Annotated in this window: 20 protein-coding genes and 1 tRNA gene; 16 read left to right on the forward strand and 5 right to left on the reverse strand. The window is 43.5% G+C overall.

Annotation, left to right across the window (positions count from 1 at the left end; genetic code table 11):
- The first annotated feature begins 140 nt into the window (after positions 1-140).
- Positions 141-659 carry a hypothetical protein gene (locus ACVW0P_RS14595; RefSeq protein WP_457132744.1) on the forward strand — a complete coding sequence of 173 codons (519 nt, stop codon included), beginning with the start codon at positions 141-143 and terminating at the stop codon, positions 657-659.
- Here ACVW0P_RS14595 and ACVW0P_RS14600 read toward each other — a convergent pair.
- Both ACVW0P_RS14600 and ACVW0P_RS14605 read right to left on the reverse strand, forming a co-directional pair.
- Positions 640-2,166 (reverse strand): carbon-nitrogen hydrolase family protein, encoded by a 1,527-nt coding sequence (locus ACVW0P_RS14600; protein ID WP_354431861.1) that lies wholly within the window; start codon positions 2,164-2,166, stop codon positions 640-642. The two genes, ACVW0P_RS14595 and ACVW0P_RS14600, sit on opposite strands and share 20 nt — an antisense overlap.
- A 214-nt stretch (positions 2,167-2,380) precedes the next feature.
- The gene (locus tag ACVW0P_RS14605) at positions 2,381-2,752 is read right to left on the reverse strand and encodes a DoxX family protein (protein WP_457132745.1); all 372 of its coding nucleotides are present in this window, start codon (positions 2,750-2,752) and stop codon (positions 2,381-2,383) included.
- 167 nt (positions 2,753-2,919) lie between these two features.
- Here ACVW0P_RS14605 and hemA point away from each other — a divergent pair, with 167 nt between their 5' ends.
- The 10 genes from hemA (at position 2,920) to hemJ (ending at position 12,776) form a co-directional block, all read left to right on the forward strand.
- Positions 2,920-4,146, forward strand: a complete 1,227-nt coding sequence (gene hemA, locus ACVW0P_RS14610; protein WP_354431863.1) for a glutamyl-tRNA reductase — start codon at positions 2,920-2,922, stop codon at positions 4,144-4,146.
- 51 nt (positions 4,147-4,197) lie between these two features.
- Positions 4,198-4,665 (forward strand): hypothetical protein, encoded by a 468-nt coding sequence (locus ACVW0P_RS14615; RefSeq protein WP_457132746.1) that lies wholly within the window; start codon positions 4,198-4,200, stop codon positions 4,663-4,665.
- Positions 4,666-4,777: 112 nt separating this feature from the next.
- A complete protein-coding gene (gene hemC, locus ACVW0P_RS14620; RefSeq protein ID WP_354431865.1) occupies positions 4,778-6,352 on the forward strand; it encodes a hydroxymethylbilane synthase in 1,575 nt (524 codons plus the stop codon).
- Between the two features lie 96 nt (positions 6,353-6,448).
- Entirely contained in the window at positions 6,449-7,420 is a 972-nt protein-coding gene (hemB, locus tag ACVW0P_RS14625) for a porphobilinogen synthase (protein WP_457132747.1), read from the forward strand.
- A gap of 116 nt (positions 7,421-7,536) precedes the next feature.
- Complete coding sequence (hemL, locus tag ACVW0P_RS14630; protein ID WP_457132748.1) at positions 7,537-8,844, forward strand: glutamate-1-semialdehyde 2,1-aminomutase; 1,308 nt, start codon at positions 7,537-7,539, stop codon at positions 8,842-8,844.
- Positions 8,845-8,918: 74 nt separating this feature from the next.
- A complete protein-coding gene (locus tag ACVW0P_RS14635) occupies positions 8,919-9,794 on the forward strand; it encodes a sensor histidine kinase (protein ID WP_457132749.1) in 876 nt (291 codons plus the stop codon).
- Positions 9,795-9,806: 12 nt separating this feature from the next.
- Positions 9,807-10,514 (forward strand): response regulator transcription factor, encoded by a 708-nt coding sequence (locus ACVW0P_RS14640; protein ID WP_129876228.1) that lies wholly within the window; start codon positions 9,807-9,809, stop codon positions 10,512-10,514.
- 3 nt (positions 10,515-10,517) lie between these two features.
- On the forward strand, positions 10,518-11,039 hold the full coding sequence (locus tag ACVW0P_RS14645; RefSeq protein WP_457132750.1) for a tetratricopeptide repeat protein: 522 nt from the start codon (positions 10,518-10,520) through the stop codon (positions 11,037-11,039).
- Between the two features lie 84 nt (positions 11,040-11,123).
- Positions 11,124-12,149, forward strand: coding sequence for a uroporphyrinogen decarboxylase (gene hemE, locus ACVW0P_RS14650; RefSeq protein WP_457132751.1), 1,026 nt, complete (start codon positions 11,124-11,126; stop codon positions 12,147-12,149).
- A 93-nt stretch (positions 12,150-12,242) separates the two neighbouring features.
- Complete coding sequence (hemJ, locus tag ACVW0P_RS14655; RefSeq protein ID WP_457132752.1) at positions 12,243-12,776, forward strand: protoporphyrinogen oxidase HemJ; 534 nt, start codon at positions 12,243-12,245, stop codon at positions 12,774-12,776.
- Positions 12,777-12,778: 2 nt separating this feature from the next.
- Here the strand turns inward: hemJ and vapC are convergent, their stop codons facing one another.
- The gene (gene vapC / locus ACVW0P_RS14660) at positions 12,779-13,180 is read right to left on the reverse strand and encodes a type II toxin-antitoxin system VapC family toxin (RefSeq protein ID WP_457132753.1); all 402 of its coding nucleotides are present in this window, start codon (positions 13,178-13,180) and stop codon (positions 12,779-12,781) included.
- A complete protein-coding gene (locus ACVW0P_RS14665) occupies positions 13,180-13,359 on the reverse strand; it encodes a type II toxin-antitoxin system VapB family antitoxin (RefSeq protein WP_457132754.1) in 180 nt (59 codons plus the stop codon). The genes vapC and ACVW0P_RS14665 overlap by 1 nt, the downstream gene beginning before the upstream one ends.
- A 110-nt stretch (positions 13,360-13,469) precedes the next feature.
- Between ACVW0P_RS14665 and ACVW0P_RS14670 the strand changes: the two genes are divergently transcribed.
- Genes ACVW0P_RS14670 through ACVW0P_RS14685 form a run of 4 tightly spaced genes read left to right on the forward strand, consistent with a single transcriptional unit; the run spans position 13,470 to position 16,629 of the window.
- The gene (locus ACVW0P_RS14670) at positions 13,470-14,039 is read left to right on the forward strand and encodes an RNA polymerase sigma factor (RefSeq protein ID WP_457132761.1); all 570 of its coding nucleotides are present in this window, start codon (positions 13,470-13,472) and stop codon (positions 14,037-14,039) included.
- The gene (locus ACVW0P_RS14675) at positions 14,029-14,784 is read left to right on the forward strand and encodes a hypothetical protein (RefSeq protein WP_457132755.1); all 756 of its coding nucleotides are present in this window, start codon (positions 14,029-14,031) and stop codon (positions 14,782-14,784) included. The genes ACVW0P_RS14670 and ACVW0P_RS14675 overlap by 11 nt, the downstream gene beginning before the upstream one ends.
- 16 nt (positions 14,785-14,800) lie before the next feature.
- On the forward strand, positions 14,801-15,607 hold the full coding sequence (locus ACVW0P_RS14680; protein WP_457132756.1) for an outer membrane beta-barrel protein: 807 nt from the start codon (positions 14,801-14,803) through the stop codon (positions 15,605-15,607).
- A 23-nt stretch (positions 15,608-15,630) separates the two neighbouring features.
- Complete coding sequence (locus ACVW0P_RS14685; RefSeq protein ID WP_457132757.1) at positions 15,631-16,629, forward strand: ABC transporter ATP-binding protein; 999 nt, start codon at positions 15,631-15,633, stop codon at positions 16,627-16,629.
- An 85-nt stretch (positions 16,630-16,714) separates the two neighbouring features.
- Here ACVW0P_RS14685 and ACVW0P_RS14690 read toward each other — a convergent pair whose 3' ends face one another.
- A complete protein-coding gene (locus ACVW0P_RS14690) occupies positions 16,715-17,629 on the reverse strand; it encodes a PfkB family carbohydrate kinase (RefSeq protein WP_457132758.1) in 915 nt (304 codons plus the stop codon).
- An 88-nt stretch (positions 17,630-17,717) separates the two neighbouring features.
- Between ACVW0P_RS14690 and ACVW0P_RS14695 the strand changes: the two genes are divergently transcribed.
- Positions 17,718-17,791 (forward strand) — tRNA-Asn (locus tag ACVW0P_RS14695).
- The last annotated feature ends 597 nt before the right edge of the window (positions 17,792-18,388 follow it).

Consider the following 18,388-nt stretch of genomic DNA (forward strand, 5'->3'; position numbering starts at 1 on the left):
ACCGATCATTTTTATAACGTGATGATCGATTTGATAATGCAAAGGTATATAATATTATAGATAGATAGAAATGTATCTATGTGTTTTTATTTTAGAATTATAACTTTAATTCATTAAAGTGATGTTGTAAAAGCTGATTAATGAAAAACTTACCATATTGCGGTATAAAATGTTTTACGATGATATTAAGATTGTTCATTGTTTTTTTATTCGTTTCGGGTATGGTCTCAGCCCAAAAGAAACAGGTAATGTTTCCCCCGCCGGTACTGGGAATGCATTTTCCTGAATTTATTGATTTTTGTAAAGTTCCTGAACATAAAAAGGAATTGGTATATACACGATTTTACTATAGTGGTACAGATGAATACTGGAGTATTTATTCAATGGAAAAACAATGCAATAGTGTAAAGGCTGAGTTAGATATACCTGAAAACGTTGAAAGATGGAATAAGTATAAGCACTATTTTAAAGAGATACACGACCATTACTGGGATAGATATTTGATAATAGATGCTGTGGGTACGTATGATGATAGCAATAAAACCGGGTATGGCCACTTAGGGACCAACCCGGCTAACTTTGTTGTAAAATATTTAGTAGATGTGCAACAGGTTATTAAAGTTAAAAAGAAGAATTCCTCTAAACCTTCTTCCCGTTAAAAGTTATCCCGTAAAGGTCCGTTCTCCTGTCCTTTAAATTTTGCACACTGCCATACTCGTGCAGGGCGCTTAGTACCGAAAGGTCCACATCCGCAATAACGATCATCTCGCTGTTCGGTGTAGCTTCGGACTGGATGCCATTTGTAGGGAAACCAAAATCTGACGGCGTAAACACAGCCGACTGCGCATAAGAGATATCCATGTTATTTACGTTAGGCAGGTTACCTACACAGCCGGCAATGGCTACGTAACATTCATTTTCAACAGCACGTGCCTGGGCGCAAAATTTAACGCGGTTGTAACCATTTTGGGTATCGGTAAGGAAAGGCACAAACAGGATCTGCATATCCTGGCTGGCAAGGATGCGTGATAACTCCGGGAACTCCACATCATAACAGATGAGGATACCTATACGGCCTGCATCAGTATCAAATACCTTAAGATCGCTGCCGCCGCGCATCCCCCATGAATTGATTTCTGACGGGGTAGGGTGCAGCTTCACACTTTCCTCCATACTGCCATTGCGGCGGAATAGATACGAAACGTTATACAAGGAATCATCCTTGATACAAGGCATACTGCCTGATATGATATTTACATTATAAGATACCGCCAATTTAGAGAAGGCCTGGGTAATAGGTTCGGTAAATTTAGCCAGTTCGCGCATGGCTTTGGCCGCGTCCATGTGGTTGTACTCGGCCATTAATGGCGTATTAAATAACTCCGGGAACAGCACAAAATCCGACTGGTAATCGCTCACCGCGTCAACAAAATATTCCGCATGTTTCATCAACTCGCTAATGTTGTTGTAGGGGCGCATCTGCCATTGCACCAACCCGATACGCACAACCGTTTTTTGGTTGATGACCGAGCTAATCTCTTCGTAATAAACGTTATTCCATTCTATCAGCGTAGCAAAACCTTTTGAACGGGCATCCTCGGGCAGATAATTACGCAAGATCTTACGCACGTGGAAATCATTAGATAGCTGGAACGAAAGTGTAGGGTCGAAGATCTCTTTATATTTTACCTTATCGATGTATTGCTTTGGCGTGAGTTCGGCCTGGACTTTTTGATAATTAGGGATGCGGCCGCCGGCAATAATACTTTTCAGGTTCAGTTTTTCGCAAAGGGCTTTTCGGGCATCATACAAACGGCGTGCAAGGCGCAAACCGCGATATTTTGGATGGATAAAAACCTCGATACCATATAGTACGTCGCCCTTATCGTCGTGGGTTTTAAAGCTGCCGTTACCGGTAATTTGCTTGTAGGTGTGGGTATCACCGTACTTATTATAATCTACAATAATAGCTAACGCGCAGCCTACTACCTCACCGTTAACAGTAACACAAACTTGCCCGTCGGGAAATAGCTTGATCAACTTTTTAATAGAGGCCATATCCCAATGGTCGTCCTCCATATCGGTGTAGGCCGATTTCATTGATTTTTTTAATTCCTGGTAGTCCAGTACCTCCAGGGTACGTAGTTCGATGCTTTGCAGATCCATTTTCCTGTAACGGAGATGTGGAAGGAATGTTTGAATTAAGGTACCAAGTAGTTATTATAAAGTCGCAAATTTACTCACCCCGACCACGCTACGCTGGTCGACCCTCTCTGCTGTGCAAAGAGGGTGGGGAAAGAAATGAAAAAGCCTTACCCTCTTTCCGCGTAGCGAAAGAGCGGGTGGTAGAGCGAAGCAATGACCGGGTGAGTAATATATACTACTTGCGATGCCACCAGGCCCACAGCATCAGCACTGGCTGCAACAGTAACCGCGCCCAGGCAATTGCAGGCGTAACCCACAGGTTGCCCACTTTTACCGGGGCGTTTAAAAGCATAGTGATATGCACCGGCATAAACGCCAGTAACATAAGCATTATGCCATATGAGGCAACCTTACGTGTTTTTGGCCGTATCAACATTAGCGCGAGCAAAACTTCGAAGAAACCGGCCAGGTAATTCAAGATCACCGGGGCAGGTAAATACGAGGGAATGATGCGGAGATATCCCTGCGGATGTATAAAGTGATTGGCCCCGGCTAAAACATAGCCGGCCACCAAAATTACAAGACTGATGTTTTTTAATATTCGCATTTTTAATTGTTCAATCGATTGATTGGGAAGAATAATTGTAAAAATATGGCTTTTTATTGATAAAAACACATTATTTATAATCATTCTAAATGCACCTGTATGACAAATAATTGACACTGCATCTAACAAGGTATATTACTTTTGTTGGGTCAAAATATAAAACTGCTTTGAAGTATTTAAAAGTTATCGCTTTTACACATAAACACATTGAGCTGAAGGAATTGGGACGACTGGTGCTATGCCAGGAAAGCCTGACCGACAAGCTTCGTGATGTTAAAGCACGTTTTGCTATTGATGAGATCTTTTACTTATCTACCTGTAACCGGGTAGAATTTGTGTTTTCTACCCCGCAAGTTATTGACAAGGCCTTTGCACACGAGTTTCTTTCTTCTTTAGAAACTGGCCTTTGTTCGCACTCAACCACAACTTTCCTTGATGCCGCTTCTATTTACGAAGGGCAGGACGCCATGAACCATTTGTTGCGTACCTCATGCTCTTTAGAAAGCCTGATAGTTGGCGAGAAAGAAATTTTAGCCCAGTTACGCAAAGCTTACGAAGATTGCCGCGGGGCTGGCCTAACCGGCGATAAACTGCGTGTAACCATGGAGTGCGTGGTAAAGGCAGCCAAAGAGGTTTATACCCACACCAATATTTCAAAAAATCCAATTTCGGTAGTATCATTAGCTTACCGTAAGTTAAAAGACCTAAAACTTTGCGCTAACGCCCGCATCCTTATTATCGGTGCCGGCGAAACCAACCGCAATATTTCTAAATACCTTCAAAAACATAAATTCTCCAACTTCTCGGTTTTTAACCGCACACTCTCGAAAGCACAGCAATTGGCTAACGATCTTGGCGGCCAGGCTTATGAGCTTCACGAGCTTAAGAATTTTAAAGGCGGCTTTGATGCCATCATCACCTGTACATCTGCAGTAGAGCCTATCCTTACAAAAGAGATCTACACTTCGCTTTTAAATGGCGATACCGATAAAAAAACCATTGTAGACCTCGCTATCCCTAATGATACCGCGCCGGAAGTGCTGGAGCAATTTGATGTGAACTTTATTGAAGTACACAGCCTTAACGAAATTGCCAAGAAAAACCTGCAGGAGCGTTACCAGGAACTGGTACATGCCGAAGCCATCATAGAGCAAAATATTGCCGAGCATTTGGTGATGCTTAAACAGCGAAAAATTGAGCTGGCAATGCGCCAGGTGCCGGAAAAGATCAAAGACATCCGCAATAGCGCTATTAATATTGTTTTTGCCGAAGAGGTACAAAGCCTTGATAAAGAATCGCGCGAGATACTGGAGAAGGTGATCAACTACATGGAAAAAAAATATATCAGCGTCCCCATGATCATGGCGAAGGATATATTGATCAATAATAACTAAGCTTTTCTTTCTATCAAATAATTGCGTTATTAGCTTAATTAACGTAATGATATGAGCCTTTTTACTCCAAATATTACTGTATCAAATTCCATTCCGCAAGAGATTAAAATTTACTATTCTAAAGATTTTGCCATCATCAGTATTTTATTTCTATGCGTATTTGTTGGCATAGGAATATTTTGGTTTGCTATTGGGCATGTTTTATTAGGAACGATAGTTTGTTTGATTCCCTTGTGCTTAATAGTTGTAAAAGCGAGAGGGCTTGTAAACAATAAACCACAGGTAATCATCAATACAGCAGGTATCCAAACTGCAAATATACCTTTTTACGATTGGGCTAAAATTTCGGATGAACGTGTATCCGGTGAGTACACAGGGAGGGGTGCAAGGCCGACATTAGAATACACCCACTCTAAAGGCAAAGAAAAGGTGATGATTGAGCCTTTGAATATACGGCCGCAGGACCTTGATATACTTTTGAAATATTATAGAAAGCCCTGGGAGTTTCGTAACGTATAACATTTACCTTTTGCCTATTCTTAACAATATTAGTCAGCCTACTTTCATATCCTTAATTAATACTATATTACTGTGCATAAAAAATTAAATTTGTACTGTAAAATTTATCCCCTTGGACAGAACAGTAATAATAGGAACGCGTGGCAGCGATTTAGCTTTATGGCAGGCCAACTTTGTAAAAGATAGCCTGGCCGCAATTAACATTACCGCCGAACTTAAAATTATAAAAACACAGGGCGACCGTATACTTAACCTCAGCTTTGATAAGCTGGAGGGTAAGGGCTTTTTTACTAAGGAATTAGAAGAAGAATTATTGGCAGGTACTATAGATCTTGCTGTGCATTCGCACAAGGACCTGCCAACAGAAAACCCTCCGGGACTCATTATCGCAGCAGTTTCAGAACGGGAAGACCCGGCTGAACTGTTGTTGATCTTGAAAGATGTGGTTGATGTACGCCAAAAGCTATCCGTTAAGTTTGGGGGCTTGGTAGGTACATCATCAAACAGGCGCAAAGCGCAGTTGCTTGCCGTGCGCCCCGACCTGGAAATAGATGAACTGCGGGGCAATGTGCCTACCCGGATAGGTAAACTACGCGACGAAAAGTACGATGCCATTATGCTGGCAAAGGCAGGCGTTACCCGTTTAGGTATCGACCTGAGCGAGTTTCACGTAGAGGAACTTACCGCTACCGAATTTATACCTGCACCGGCACAGGGCGCATTAGCCATTCAGATCCGCGAAAGCAATACCGATTTATTTGAGGCTTTGCAGGCACTAAACCACCCGGATGTAGCCGAGGAGCTTTCTTTGGAGCGCGGCGTATTAAAAATGTTTGGGGGTGGCTGCCACCTGCCATTAGGCGTTTACTGCCGTAGGGATGATGGGAAATTCCAGGTGTTTACCTCAAAGGCAGAAGCCGGAGATGAATTTCCTGACCGATACTTTATTGAGAGCGCTACCCTTGATGGTGTTGCAGAGAAAATTGTCGCCCGTTTTGCAAAAGACCGGAAATTCCCGTCGAAAGTTTTTATCTCGAGAGATATATCGGCTACAAGTTATTTTCGTAAGGCGCTCGAAAAACATAAGATAGAGATAGAGGCGCGTTCGCTGATCCGAACCGTGCCGGTTATCACCAAATTTGATTCGTACATAATGAGAAATATCGACTGGGTGTTTTTTACCAGTAAAAACGCTGTCGAATATTTCTTTAAGTTATCACCTCAATTCCCTAAAAAAATAAAGTTTGGGGTAATGGGTGCAGGTAGCGAAGATATGCTGCGCCGCAACGGCCACTTTGCAGATTTTGTTGGCGAAAGCAATGATACTGTAGATGTAGCCGCCGACTTTGCCGCACTGGCAAACGGAACAACCATCCTGTTCCCGGGTGCCGATAGCCCGATGAGGAGCATTCAGCAGGGCTTATCTGCCGAAACAAAAATAATTGACCTGCCCGTTTACGAAACCGTACTGGAAGAAGGTGTAGAGCCAACCGGTGCCGATGTGGTGGTATTTACCAGCCCAAGCAATGTGGAAGCCTACTTTGCCGATAACCTGCTGGAACCGCAGCAAAAGGTGATAGCCATTGGCAAATCAACCGGTAAAAAGTTTGATGAAATGGGCGTAAAATATACCCTGCCCTTCTCTCCCGACGAGGTTGGACTGGCAGAGGCAGTGTTTGGGATATAAGCACCACCCAGCCTTCCAATTATAGGGGGCTTACAATAGGGCTTTTAAATTTAAATAAAAAGTCTCCCCTATCGGGGGAGATTTAGAGGGGGCTATATGTTACAACGACCAAGAAGAAACCGTAAGAGTGAAGTTATCCGCCAGATGGTGCAGGAAACGCATGTTAGCGCGGCTAACCTGATTTTCCCGCTGTTTATTGTGGAGGGCGAGAGCCAGAAAACCGAGGTGAAATCTATGCCGGGTATTTTTAGATATTCGATAGATAACCTGCTGCGCGAGGTAGAAAGCTGCATGAAACTGGGTTTAAACTCTTTCGACCTTTTCCCTAATATAGACGAGGCGTTAAAAGATAAATATGCTACAGAAAGCCATCGCGACGAGAGCCTTTACCTGCGGGCTATCCGTTCGGTTAAAAAAGAATTTCCGGAGGCTTGTGTGATAACCGATGTAGCGATGGACCCCTACAGCAGCGATGGCCACGATGGCCTTGTTGAAAATGGCGAGATCCTGAACGACGAAACATTAGAGATACTTGGTAAGATGGCCCTGGCCCATGCCCGTAGTGGTGCCGATATTATAGCGCCATCAGATATGATGGACGGCCGTGTGGGGTATATCCGTAAAACATTGGATGATGCCGGTTTTACAGGCGTATCTATCATGTCGTACTCGGCTAAGTATGCCAGTGCTTTTTACGGTCCGTTTAGGGATGCGTTAAACTCTGCCCCTAAATTTGGCGATAAAAAAACTTACCAGATGAACCCCGCCAACCAGCGAGAGGCTTTGATAGAAGCCCGTTTGGACGAGGCAGAAGGTGCCGATTTTCTGATGGTAAAACCGGGCTTGCCTTACCTGGATGTCATCAAATTATTAAAAGACAATACAGAACTACCCATTGCTGCCTATAATGTAAGCGGCGAATACGCCATGATAAAAGCAGCGGTACAAAACGGCTGGCTGAACGAGCGGCGCTCGGTTACCGAGGTGCTGACCAGTTTCCACCGAGCCGGTGCCAGCGCGATATTAACCTATCACGCCAAAGAGGTGTTGTTGAATAAGTGGTTGTAAGTATAAAATAATATGTCATTGCGAGGAGCGTAGCGGCGTGGCAATCTCGTCGCGTCAATAAGCAAGCGACGAGATTGCCGCGCTATCGCTCGCAATGACAATTTTGAACAAACAAAATGAGCATACCTGATATAAGCAGAGCAAAATCTGCAGCATTGTACGAAAAAGCGAAGACCTATTTCCCGGGCGGGGTAAACTCGCCGGTAAGGGCGTTCAAATCTGTTTACGGTACCCCTCTTTTTATCGAAAAGGGAGATGGTAGCCATATTTGGGATGCCGATGGTAACGAGTTTATTGATTTTTGCTGCTCGTGGGGGCCGCTTATTTTAGGGCATAACAATGCCGCAGTTCGTAATAAAGTGATGGAGGTAATGCAGAATGGCATGTCTTTCGGTGCGCCTACGGCTTTAGAGAACGAACTGGCCGAGCTGATCCTCAGTAATAATAACTTTATCCAAAAAATCCGTTTTGTAAGCTCGGGTACCGAGGCGGTCATGTCCGCTATAAGGCTGGCAAGGGGTTATACCAAACGCGATAAGATTTTGAAGTTTGAAGGTTGCTATCACGGCCACACCGATGCTTTACTGGTTAAGGCCGGCTCTGGACTGGTTACGTTTGGGGAAACATCATCAGCAGGTGTGCCAAAGGCCTTTGCAGATGAAACCATAGTTGTATCGCTTAACGATAAAAAAGCCCTGCAAGAGGCCTTTGAAGAGTTTAAGGGGCAAATCGCGGCCGTTATTATCGAGCCTGTTCCCGCTAACAATGGCTTGCTTTTACAAACGCAGGATTATTTAAACCACCTGCGACAAATTTGTACCGATAACGGCACCATGCTGATATTTGATGAGGTGATCTCAGGCTTCCGTGTGGGCTTTGAAGGTGCAGCGGCTTATTACAACATCCAACCGGATATCATTACTTATGGTAAAATCATCGGTGGTGGTTTGCCTGTTGGCGCCTACGGTGCATCGGCAGAAGTGATGGATCATATCTCGCCGGTGGGTTCGGTTTACCAGGCAGGTACTTTATCCGGCAACCCGGTTGCTATGGCGGCGGGCATCGCGCAACTAACTGAACTATTAAAACCCGGCTTCTATGAGGATTTGCATGCCAAAACGGCAGGCTTTGTAAAGGCTATAGAAGTTTTTGTAGCCGAACGCAGTTATGGATTAAAAATATTTACCATCGGTTCTATCTTTTGGTTCGCCTTTACCGATCAGGAAAGCATAACAACTGCCGAGCAAATTGACCCGGCAAGTATGATTAAGTTTAAAGAAATGCACCGCGAACTGATTAACAGGGGCATTTATTTTGGCCCGTCGGGCTACGAAGTTGGCTTTATATCGGCAGCACACACCTATGCTGATTTAGAAACCACAAAAACAGCTATATTTGATAGTCTGGATATTGTATTCAGATAGTTGGCAGTAAACGGTTAGCAGTTTGCATAGTATCTGCCAACTGCAAGCTACCAACTGTAAACTTGGAATAAGTTATGAAAAAAACACTCGTTATATTTTATGCCATCATCATTTATGCCGTTGCAGAACTGATATGGTGGGGGTACATGCTGGTGCACCTAAACCCAAGCCGTAAGGGCATGATCATGGGCGAAGGCTGTATGTTTGTGACCGTGTTTTTAGTTGGCGCATACTTTTTACACCAGTCGCTAAACAAGGAAGCCAAGTTACAGGAGCAGAAAAAGAACTTCCTGCTTTCGGTAACGCACGAACTTAAATCGCCGCTGGCCTCTATTAAAATATTACTGCAAACCATTCAAAAGCGCGACCTTTTGAAAGCACAGATCCTAGATTTTATTGATAAATCGCTGCTTGATGTGGAGCGTTTGGATGATATGGTAGAGAATATGCTGCTGGCATCTAAGATAGATAACCGTTCATATAGTTTCCCAAAAGCCAAGTTTAACTTATCTGTTTTGGTGGATAGTATTGTAAACCGACTGCAGATAAGTAAATGTGATTGCAATCAGCAGATCATTAATGCCGAAATAGAGCCGAAAATTGAAATAACAGGTGACAAATTTGCATTAACATCCGTTGTTACTAACCTGGTGGAGAATGCTGTGAAATATTCGAGCCCTTGCGAAACCGTAAATGTGAAGCTATTTGAGAAGGAAGGTAAAGTTTACTTTCAGGTGGCAGACCATGGCATAGGTATTGCAGACAATGAGAAGCCACGTATTTTTGATAAATTTTACCGTGTAGGCAGCGAAGATACACGAAATACAAAAGGCACAGGTTTGGGTTTATACATTGTAAAAGAAGTATTGGATAAGCACCAGGCCAGCATAAAAGTTAAAGACAACCGCCCTGCCGGGAGTGTATTTGAAGTAGTATTTGCATTAACCTAAATCATGGAGACCATGCCAAACAAAAAAAGAATTTTATTAGCCGAAGACGAAGATCATTTGTTAGAGGCCATCAAGTTAAACCTGGAGCTGGAAGGTTATAAAGTTTCTACAGCAAACAACGGTAAAAAGGCCCTCCAGATTTTTAAAGAAGAGCGCTTTAACCTGGTGATATTAGACGTAATGATGCCCGAGATAGACGGCTTTGTGGTTGCAGAAACCATCCGCCTGGAAAACTCTGAGGTGCCTATCATGTTCCTTACCGCGAAAAACACTAACGAAGATAAAATATCGGGCCTTAAAAAAGGTGCTGATGATTACCTGACCAAACCCTTTAACCTGGAAGAACTGATCCTTCGTGTAAACAACCTGGTAAAACGCAGCCTAAAAGGCGATGACCTTAAAGAGTTTAACAGTTACAAGATTGGTGATAAAACCATCCACTTTAACTCGTTCGAACTGGTTAACGGCGATGAAAGCATCACCCCTTTAACTAAAAAGGAAACCATGCTGCTTAAGCTTTTGATAGAACGCCGTAACGAGGCGGTATCGCGCGAGCAGATCTTGGAAACCGTATGGAATTATGACGTTTACCCGTCAACCCGTACTATCGATAACTTTATCCTAACCTTCCGTAAGTACTTTGAACCGGATCCTAAAAACCCGGTTTATTTTCACTCGATACGTGGCGTAGGTTATAAATTTACCGATAACCAGCACTAATACATGTTTACAAACAGGGCACGAATATTAGTAACCGGGCTTTTTATTATATCGCTGGCTTTTGTGCTTAAGTACAAGGTTTATGAGCTGGCAGCGGTTAACGTAATGTTTATTGGGCTGTTGATATGGGGCTACTTTAAACAGGGTACCATTGTACTAGCTGCAAAGGCGTTCCACCAAAAGGATTACGATAAGGCCGAGAGCCTGTTAAAACAAGTACCGAAACCCGAGTGGCTTAGCAAAAGGCGACGCGGGTTTTACGAGTTTATATACGGCGGTGTTTGCCTGCAAAAACGGGAATATGCCGAGGCTGAGCAACACTACGAGATAGCCGCCCTGTACCCGCTCCGCAGCGCTAATGATCATGTGGCCGCGTTGGTACATGTGGCAAACATAAATGTACGTAACGGTAATTTTGAAAAAGCTAAAGCATACCTGCAGCTTACCGAAAAACATAAAGAAAATATAACTGCCAAGATGAAGGACGTGATCCAAAAGGTTGAGCAGGAACTTAGAAAACACTAAAACAAAGGGGCAAGATAGTAAGGGCCATGAACCAAGATTTTTTGTCTTGCGTCCTGACTCTTGTTATCTTGCCTCTCCACAAACATGAAAGATTCGTTATTTTTAAAAGCCGCATTTTCAGAGAAAACAGAACGACCACCCGTATGGATGATGCGCCAGGCCGGCCGCTTTATGCCCGAGTACTGGGAGATCAAGAACAAATACTCGTTCCTGGAAATGTGCAAAACGCCTGAACTGGCCGCCGATGTTACCATGCTGCCTGTTGATCTGTTAGATATAGACGCGGCTATTCTGTTTTCGGATATATTGGTTACCGGAGAAGCTATGGGCGGCGACTTAAGCTTTACACAAGGCGTAGGCCCTAAGTTTGCCAACCCCGTACGCACACAAGCCGATATTGACGCTTTAGAAACCAATGTTGGCGATAGGTTACAATATGTGGCCGATGCTATCAAGGTGATTCAGCAACGTTTAAATGGCCGCATCCCGTTGATAGGTTTTGCAGGTGCACCGTTCACCGTAATGAGCTACCTGGTAGAAGGCGGGTCTTCAAAAGATTTTAAACTGACCAAACTGATGCTGCATAACCACCCGGAAATGGCGCACCAGTTATTATCAAAAATTGCTACAGTAACTGCAGATTACCTTAACCTGCAAATTGCAGCGGGTGTTAACGCCGTGCAGATCTTCGATAGCTGGGCACAGGCATTATCATGGGATGATTATACCGAATTCTCACACCGTTATATCGTAGAGATCATCAGCAAACTTAACAGAAAGGATATCCCGGTGATATCATTCTGTAAAGGCAGTTCGGTATTTGCACCGCTAATGGCCGAAGCCAAACCGGATGTAATATCTATCGACTGGAATGTTGACCTGTTGGATATCAAGAAGCGTCTACCTCAAAATATTGCCGTACAAGGCAACCTCGACCCGCATGTTTTATATGCCGATAAATCGGTGATAAAAGACCGTATCCATCGCCTTTTTGAACGAATGAGGGGCGAAAATGGGTTTATTTTTAACCTCGGTCACGGCATTATGCCGGATATCCCATTTGATAACGTGAAGTACGCGGTAGAGGTTATAAAAGAGTTTAGATATTAGTCTGTCACCCTGAGCCTGTCGAAGGGCGAGTGGTGGCCTTTGCCCACGTGCTTCAACAGGCTCAGCATCACCCAAAACAAATATAAATAGGCCATGTACCAATACGTTTTAGCCATACATATCATATTTGTAGTCTGCTGGATGGCGGGGCTGTTTTACATTGTGCGCCTGTTTATCTACCACCGCGAGGCGCAGGAGAAACCCGAACCTGCCCGCACTATCCTTTCCGACCAGTTTGAGATCATCGAGAAAAAACTGTGGTGGATCATCGCTACCCCAAGTATGTATTTTGTGATTTTGGCAGGGGCCACGATGCTGTACCTAAACCCCGCCTTATGGAAAATGCCCTGGTTGCATGTTAAGCTTACTTTTGTTGTGGTACTGATAGCTTACCATTTCATCTGCCAAAAAATGATGAAGCAAATGGCCAGTGGCGTATTTAAATGGACTTCCATCAAGCTCCGTTTATGGAACGAGCTGGCCACTATTCTACTTTTCGCCATAGTGTTCCTGGTAGTGCTTAAAAGTGCGCTGAACTGGATCTTCGGGGTGATAGGGATAATCCTGTTCAGTTTGATTATAATGTCGGCTGTGAAGGTTTACAAGTATTTCAGAGAGCGGAAGTAGGGTTAAAACTCAATGATTTTGAGATCGCTGTGTAGAGCTATATTTACAAAGTCCCTGTCATCATGTAACAAGGCAATGTTATTACGGATAGCATAAACGGCTATTAAACAATCATTTGGTTTGCGGATGGTTATCCCCTTTTTTCTTAAGGCCCTGTAAAGTTGCGATGCTTCTAATGCCAGGGGGTACGAATTGTTTTCGAGTAGGAGTAGGTCGTTAAAATAACTCTTTAATTCTTCATAGTCTTTATCGTTTAAAACCCCTTGTAGTACTTCCTGAACAATAGTTGGGCAAGTAGCCAGCATCACATTATGTATTTGATCTTCTAAATATCTGGCAGCAAGTGTGCCGGTATCTTTAAAGAAATTTATCCATACCGAGGTATCAACTAAAACGATATCCATTACCTGGCTTCTTCGTCAAAAAATTGAATTTTGCCTTTCAGTTTAAGTATTTTAGCTTGGTTTTCTAAAGCGATATATACTTGTAAAGCTTTTTCTACAACTGCTTTTTTTGTTTTAATATTACTTAGCTTTTGAGCCTTTAGCATTAAATCGTCGCTTATATCAATATTGGTTCTCATACACACAAATATACATAATTATACACATTAAGTTTTATAATACAATTCCTAAATTTTATTTCACCATCTATGCAACCATTCGGCACTCCTTTACATCTTACTGTTAAATGATGTTTTTGGAACCTAAACCTACTATAGATCATCTGGTAAAATGCTGTAAAGACGGGCAGCGAAAGGCGCAGGAATTGCTGTATAAACAACTCGCGGCTAAAATGCTGGGTGTGTGCATGCGCTACGCTACCGATAAAATGGAAGCGGAGGATATGCTGCAGAACGGGTTTATAAAAGTGTTTCAAAAAATAGCCGATTACCGGGGCGATGGTTCGTTTGAAGGCTGGGTGAGGCGCATTATGGTGCACAGTTCCATCGAATATTATCGCCGCCACCATAAAATGATGCAGGTAGTTGATATTGACGAAGCCGGGTATGAGCTATCGGTGAATGCCGCGGCATCAAGTAGCCTGGAAGCGCAGGACCTGCTGGTATTGATAAAATCCTTGTCGCCGGGTTACCGCATGGTGTTTAACTTATATGCTATTGACGGGTACTCGCATAAAGAGATAGCCGATATTATGGGCATCAGCGAAGGGGCGTCAAAGTCGCAATTATCAAGGGCGAGGGCTATTTTAAAGGAACAGATATTGAAAATAGACAATAAAAAATATGGATATGCAGGATAAAGAAATTGACAGCCTGTTTAGGTCTAAGCTTGATAATTTTGAGGTTGAGCCATCCGCCGCAGTATGGGGCGGCATTACATCCCAAATTGATAAAAAGAAAAAGCCGTTTGGCGTTTACCTTAGCATTGCCGCGAGTTTGCTGATATTACTTGGTGCGGGCTTGTGTTTTGTATCAAACACAAAAGAAATTACTAAAAAGCCGGTGCAAATTGCGGTGGCTAAAAACAATAAGCCTGCAAAAACAATTATACAGCCGGTAACTGTGGCGCCAAAGTTAGCTGGGCCGCAAACGGAAAAAGTTGCAGTTATAAATACAATAGCGTCGCGTAAGCAAAAAATAAAGGTTGTTAAAGAGCAACCGACTGTAATAAAACAAGGGCAAGTGATACAGACTGTACCGCAGTTGGTGCAAGTGGTTCAAAAGATAGATGTGCCGGTAAAGTTTGTAGTGCCCGATATGTCTGTGCCTTTTAATGATAAAATTGACTTACCCGACAATCAACCGTTAAAAACAAATACTTTAGCGGCGCAGGCACAAGATGCACCTGCAAGTAAAACATTGGCCGCGGCGCCGGTTAAAAAGCACCGCATCCGTAATTTTGGCGACTTAATAAACGCTGTAGTGGGTAAGGTTGATAAACGTAAAGATAAACTGATAGAGTTTTCGACCACTAAAGATGAGGACGATTCTACCCTGAGCGGATTGAACCTTGGCTTCATTAAAATAAAAAAGACAGAAGAATAGAATATAAATATACACGATGAAAAGCCTGATTTTTACCACATTGATATGCCTTGCGGCAACCGCCCTGTTTGCACAAACAGACACTGTTAAAACCAGTTTCGATACTGCCAAAACCCGCCGCACCAGGATTCGCCTTGGCTTTGGCGATGATGTAACGCAGGTTGCCATAAACGATACCAATTCGGTACATTCTAAAGCGCCGGGCTTCTCGTTCGGGCTTACGTTTACCAGGTTTGATATTGGGTTGAGCACTCTGAACGATAATGGCAGCTTTAAACTATCGCCAACCAACCAGTTTTTAAATTACCGCTCGTGGAGGAGTAGTAACATAGGTTTCGACATAGTGCAGTTAAGTTACCGTTTCAATAGTTCGTTCAGGATCTACACAGCCGGCGGTTTCGACTGGACAAACATCCGCCTGCGCGAAAGTGTAACCATACTGCGCAACCAGGCGCCGCTTGCCTACACGGTAGATAATGTTAAATACGACAAGAACCGCCTGTCGGCAACTTACATCCGCGTGCCGGTAGCATTTGATTTCCGTACCCATGATGACGACGACGGCCGCAGGTTCCACTTTGTTGGTGCTGCCGAACTGGGCCTACGTATTAGCAGCAGCCTTAAACAGGAGAGCAAGGAGAACGGCTCGCAAAAGTTGAGCGGCAACTATAACTTCGCTAAGTTTAGGTATGGTGCATCGTTTCGCGTTGGTTATGGTGCAATAGGCGTGTTTAGTAAATACTATTTTAATAATATGTTTGAGAATAGCCCCGCACAGGATGGGCTAAGAAACTTCACCTTTGGGATGAGTGTTGGTTGGTAAACCATTTAGTATCTTTGCCCGCAATGGCAGAATCTCCTTTTTTACAGGCAATATCAGTTACCAGGACATACGGCGGGGCCGAAGCATCAGGGGTTAAAAATATTGACCTTGAGATTGTCCCCGGAAATATAACAGCTATAATTGGCCAAAGCGGTAGCGGTAAAAGTACTTTACTTAGGTTGTTTTATGGTTTGCTTTCGCCAGATAAAGGCATTGTGAAGTTTAAAGATGAACGCATTTGGGGCCCTGAAGAAAAACTGATTCCCGGCCATGATGCCATGAAAATGGTAACACAGCATACCGACGACCTTAATCTTTTTGCCCGTGTTTGGGATAACGTTGCCGCCATGCTGCCCAGCACCAATGTAAAGTTTAAAGAAGAAAAGACCGAGCAGGTGCTTACCCAGCTAAACATGATGCACCTGGCCCTAAAACGCGTTGCCGACTTAAGTGGTGGCGAGAAACAACGTGTGGCAATAGCCCGCGCCATTATTACCCGCCCCGATGTTTTATTACTTGATGAACCCTTTAACCAGGTTGATACCTCGTTTCGCGAGGGGTTACAGCACGATATCAGGCAGATCGTAAAAGAAACGGGCCTTACCGTGGTAATGGTATCGCACGACCCGGCCGAAGTACTCTCCATGGCTGATGAACTGATCGTTTTAAAGGATGGAGAGATTGTAGAAACCGGTCACCCCAAAACGCTTTACCACGCACCTGCTAATTTATACACAGCCGAATTACTTACCAATTGTAATGTACTTAATATTGAGGAAGCTAAGGCCTGCGGCATTGTAACCGAAAAGGAAGCCGTGGTTATATATCCCGAATGGATCCGCCTGAACAATGTGCTTAAAACCAATAAATGGACAGTAAAGCAAGTGCTGTTTAAAGGTTTTTACGAAGATCTGATACTGGAGAATAACGGCGTGATCCTCCGCGTTGTGAACGGCGATAGCGGCAAATACAACGATGGCGACATAGTTGGCCTCAAAATAAAAAAATGGCTGGAGTATTAACAGGAGATGTGCAAATGTGCAGATTGTAGATGTGCAGATGCACTCAATTTGCATATCCGCACATCTGAAATCTGCATATCTATCGTTAGATCTCAAAAGATGATAACTTCACAAATTGCTGCACACGTGCGGCAACCTCTTCGTCTGTTAAGTTTTTGATCTTCTCGGTACCGAATTTCTCCACACAGAACGACGCCAGGGCCGAACCAAAGATGATAGCATTCTTCATGTTATTGAAGCTAACCGTACCAACTTTAGCCATATAGCCAATAAAGCCACCCGCAAAGGTATCGCCGGCGCCGGTTGGGTCAAATACCTCGGCGAGCGGAAGGGCAGGGGCCGAGAAAATATGGTCCTCGTGGAATAATAATGCACCGTGCTCACCTTTTTTAATGATCAGGTATTTTGGGCCCATGGTAAGGATCTTGTTAGCTGCTTTAACCAACGAGTATTCGCCCGATAACTGGCGTGCTTCGGTATCGTTAATGGTTAAAACGTCAACCATTTTAATGGTCTCCAGCAAATCGTCCATTGCAATATCCATCCAGAAGTTCATGGTGTCCATTACAATCAGTTTGGGGCGGTTTTTAAGCCTGTTGATAACCGTTTGCTGTACTTGTGGGGTTAAGTTACCCAGCATTAGGTATTCGCAGTCCTGGTAAGCCTCAGGGATTATCGGGTCAAAATCGGCTAATACATTTAACTCTGTAGCTAAAGTATCGCGGCTGTTCATGTCGTTATGGTATTTGCCACTCCAGAAGAATGATTTTTCGCCTTGTATTATCTGCAGGCCTTCGGTATCTATCCCGTGGTTGTTAAAGTCCTTTATTTCTTCCTCGGGGAAATCATCACCCACTACAGCAACGATCTTTATCTTGTTATAAAAGTAAGAAGCGGCCAAACTTGCATAGGTAGCAGCCCCTCCAACAATTTTATCTGTCTTTCCAAAAGGGGTTTCAATTGCGTCAAACGCCACAGTACCAATAACTAACAAACTCATGTAAAATATTTTTAATTTTTTTTTGTGCAAATATTGTGAAATTACCTCAGAAATCATACTTTTGCACCACTCCAATACGGAAAAACACTCCTGAGTAGCTCAGCTGGTTAGAGCATCTGACTGTTAATCAGAGGGTCCCTGGTTCGAGTCCAGGCTCAGGAGCTTGAAAATCAATGACTTAACCCCCACTCTGGCGAGTGGGGGTTTTTCTTTGCAGAAAATTTGCAGAAGATTCTCACAAAAAAACCAGTACCTCTTTTTTGCAGAACTTTGTTATTACGCCGATTGATAGTTAGTATTGCTACGAAATGGCGGATTATTGGTTTCTTATTGGCCAAATTTAAGGGTGTTATTTAATAAAAAGCCGTTAAAAGGGCTATTGTACGGTAAAATAGGCCATCTGGGGATGGATGTCTACGAGTATGAGAAAGACTTGTTCCACACTGATCATGAGCACTACAAGTCTAAAGATCCGCTACTCTAAAAACTGATGAACTATGAGAACGCTTACCCTCACCAGGCTTTTTGACCATTGAAGCCTTAGTTCAAATTGCCAAAGAAATGATCAGGAACCTCTATTGCTGGCAAAAGGAAAAAAAAATTGACTATTCCTGACGGCACTCTAAAAAGCCAGGAAGCAGCAAATTGACTGGGAACGTAAGGGCATAAACACCCCAAATCTTTTTAAAGCAATTGGCGTAGATTATTAGAGAAGGCTTAGGTTGCCTCAAATTGCGTTTCAGTTCCATTTGTTACAGC

This window comes from Mucilaginibacter sp. UYNi724, assembly GCF_054057495.1.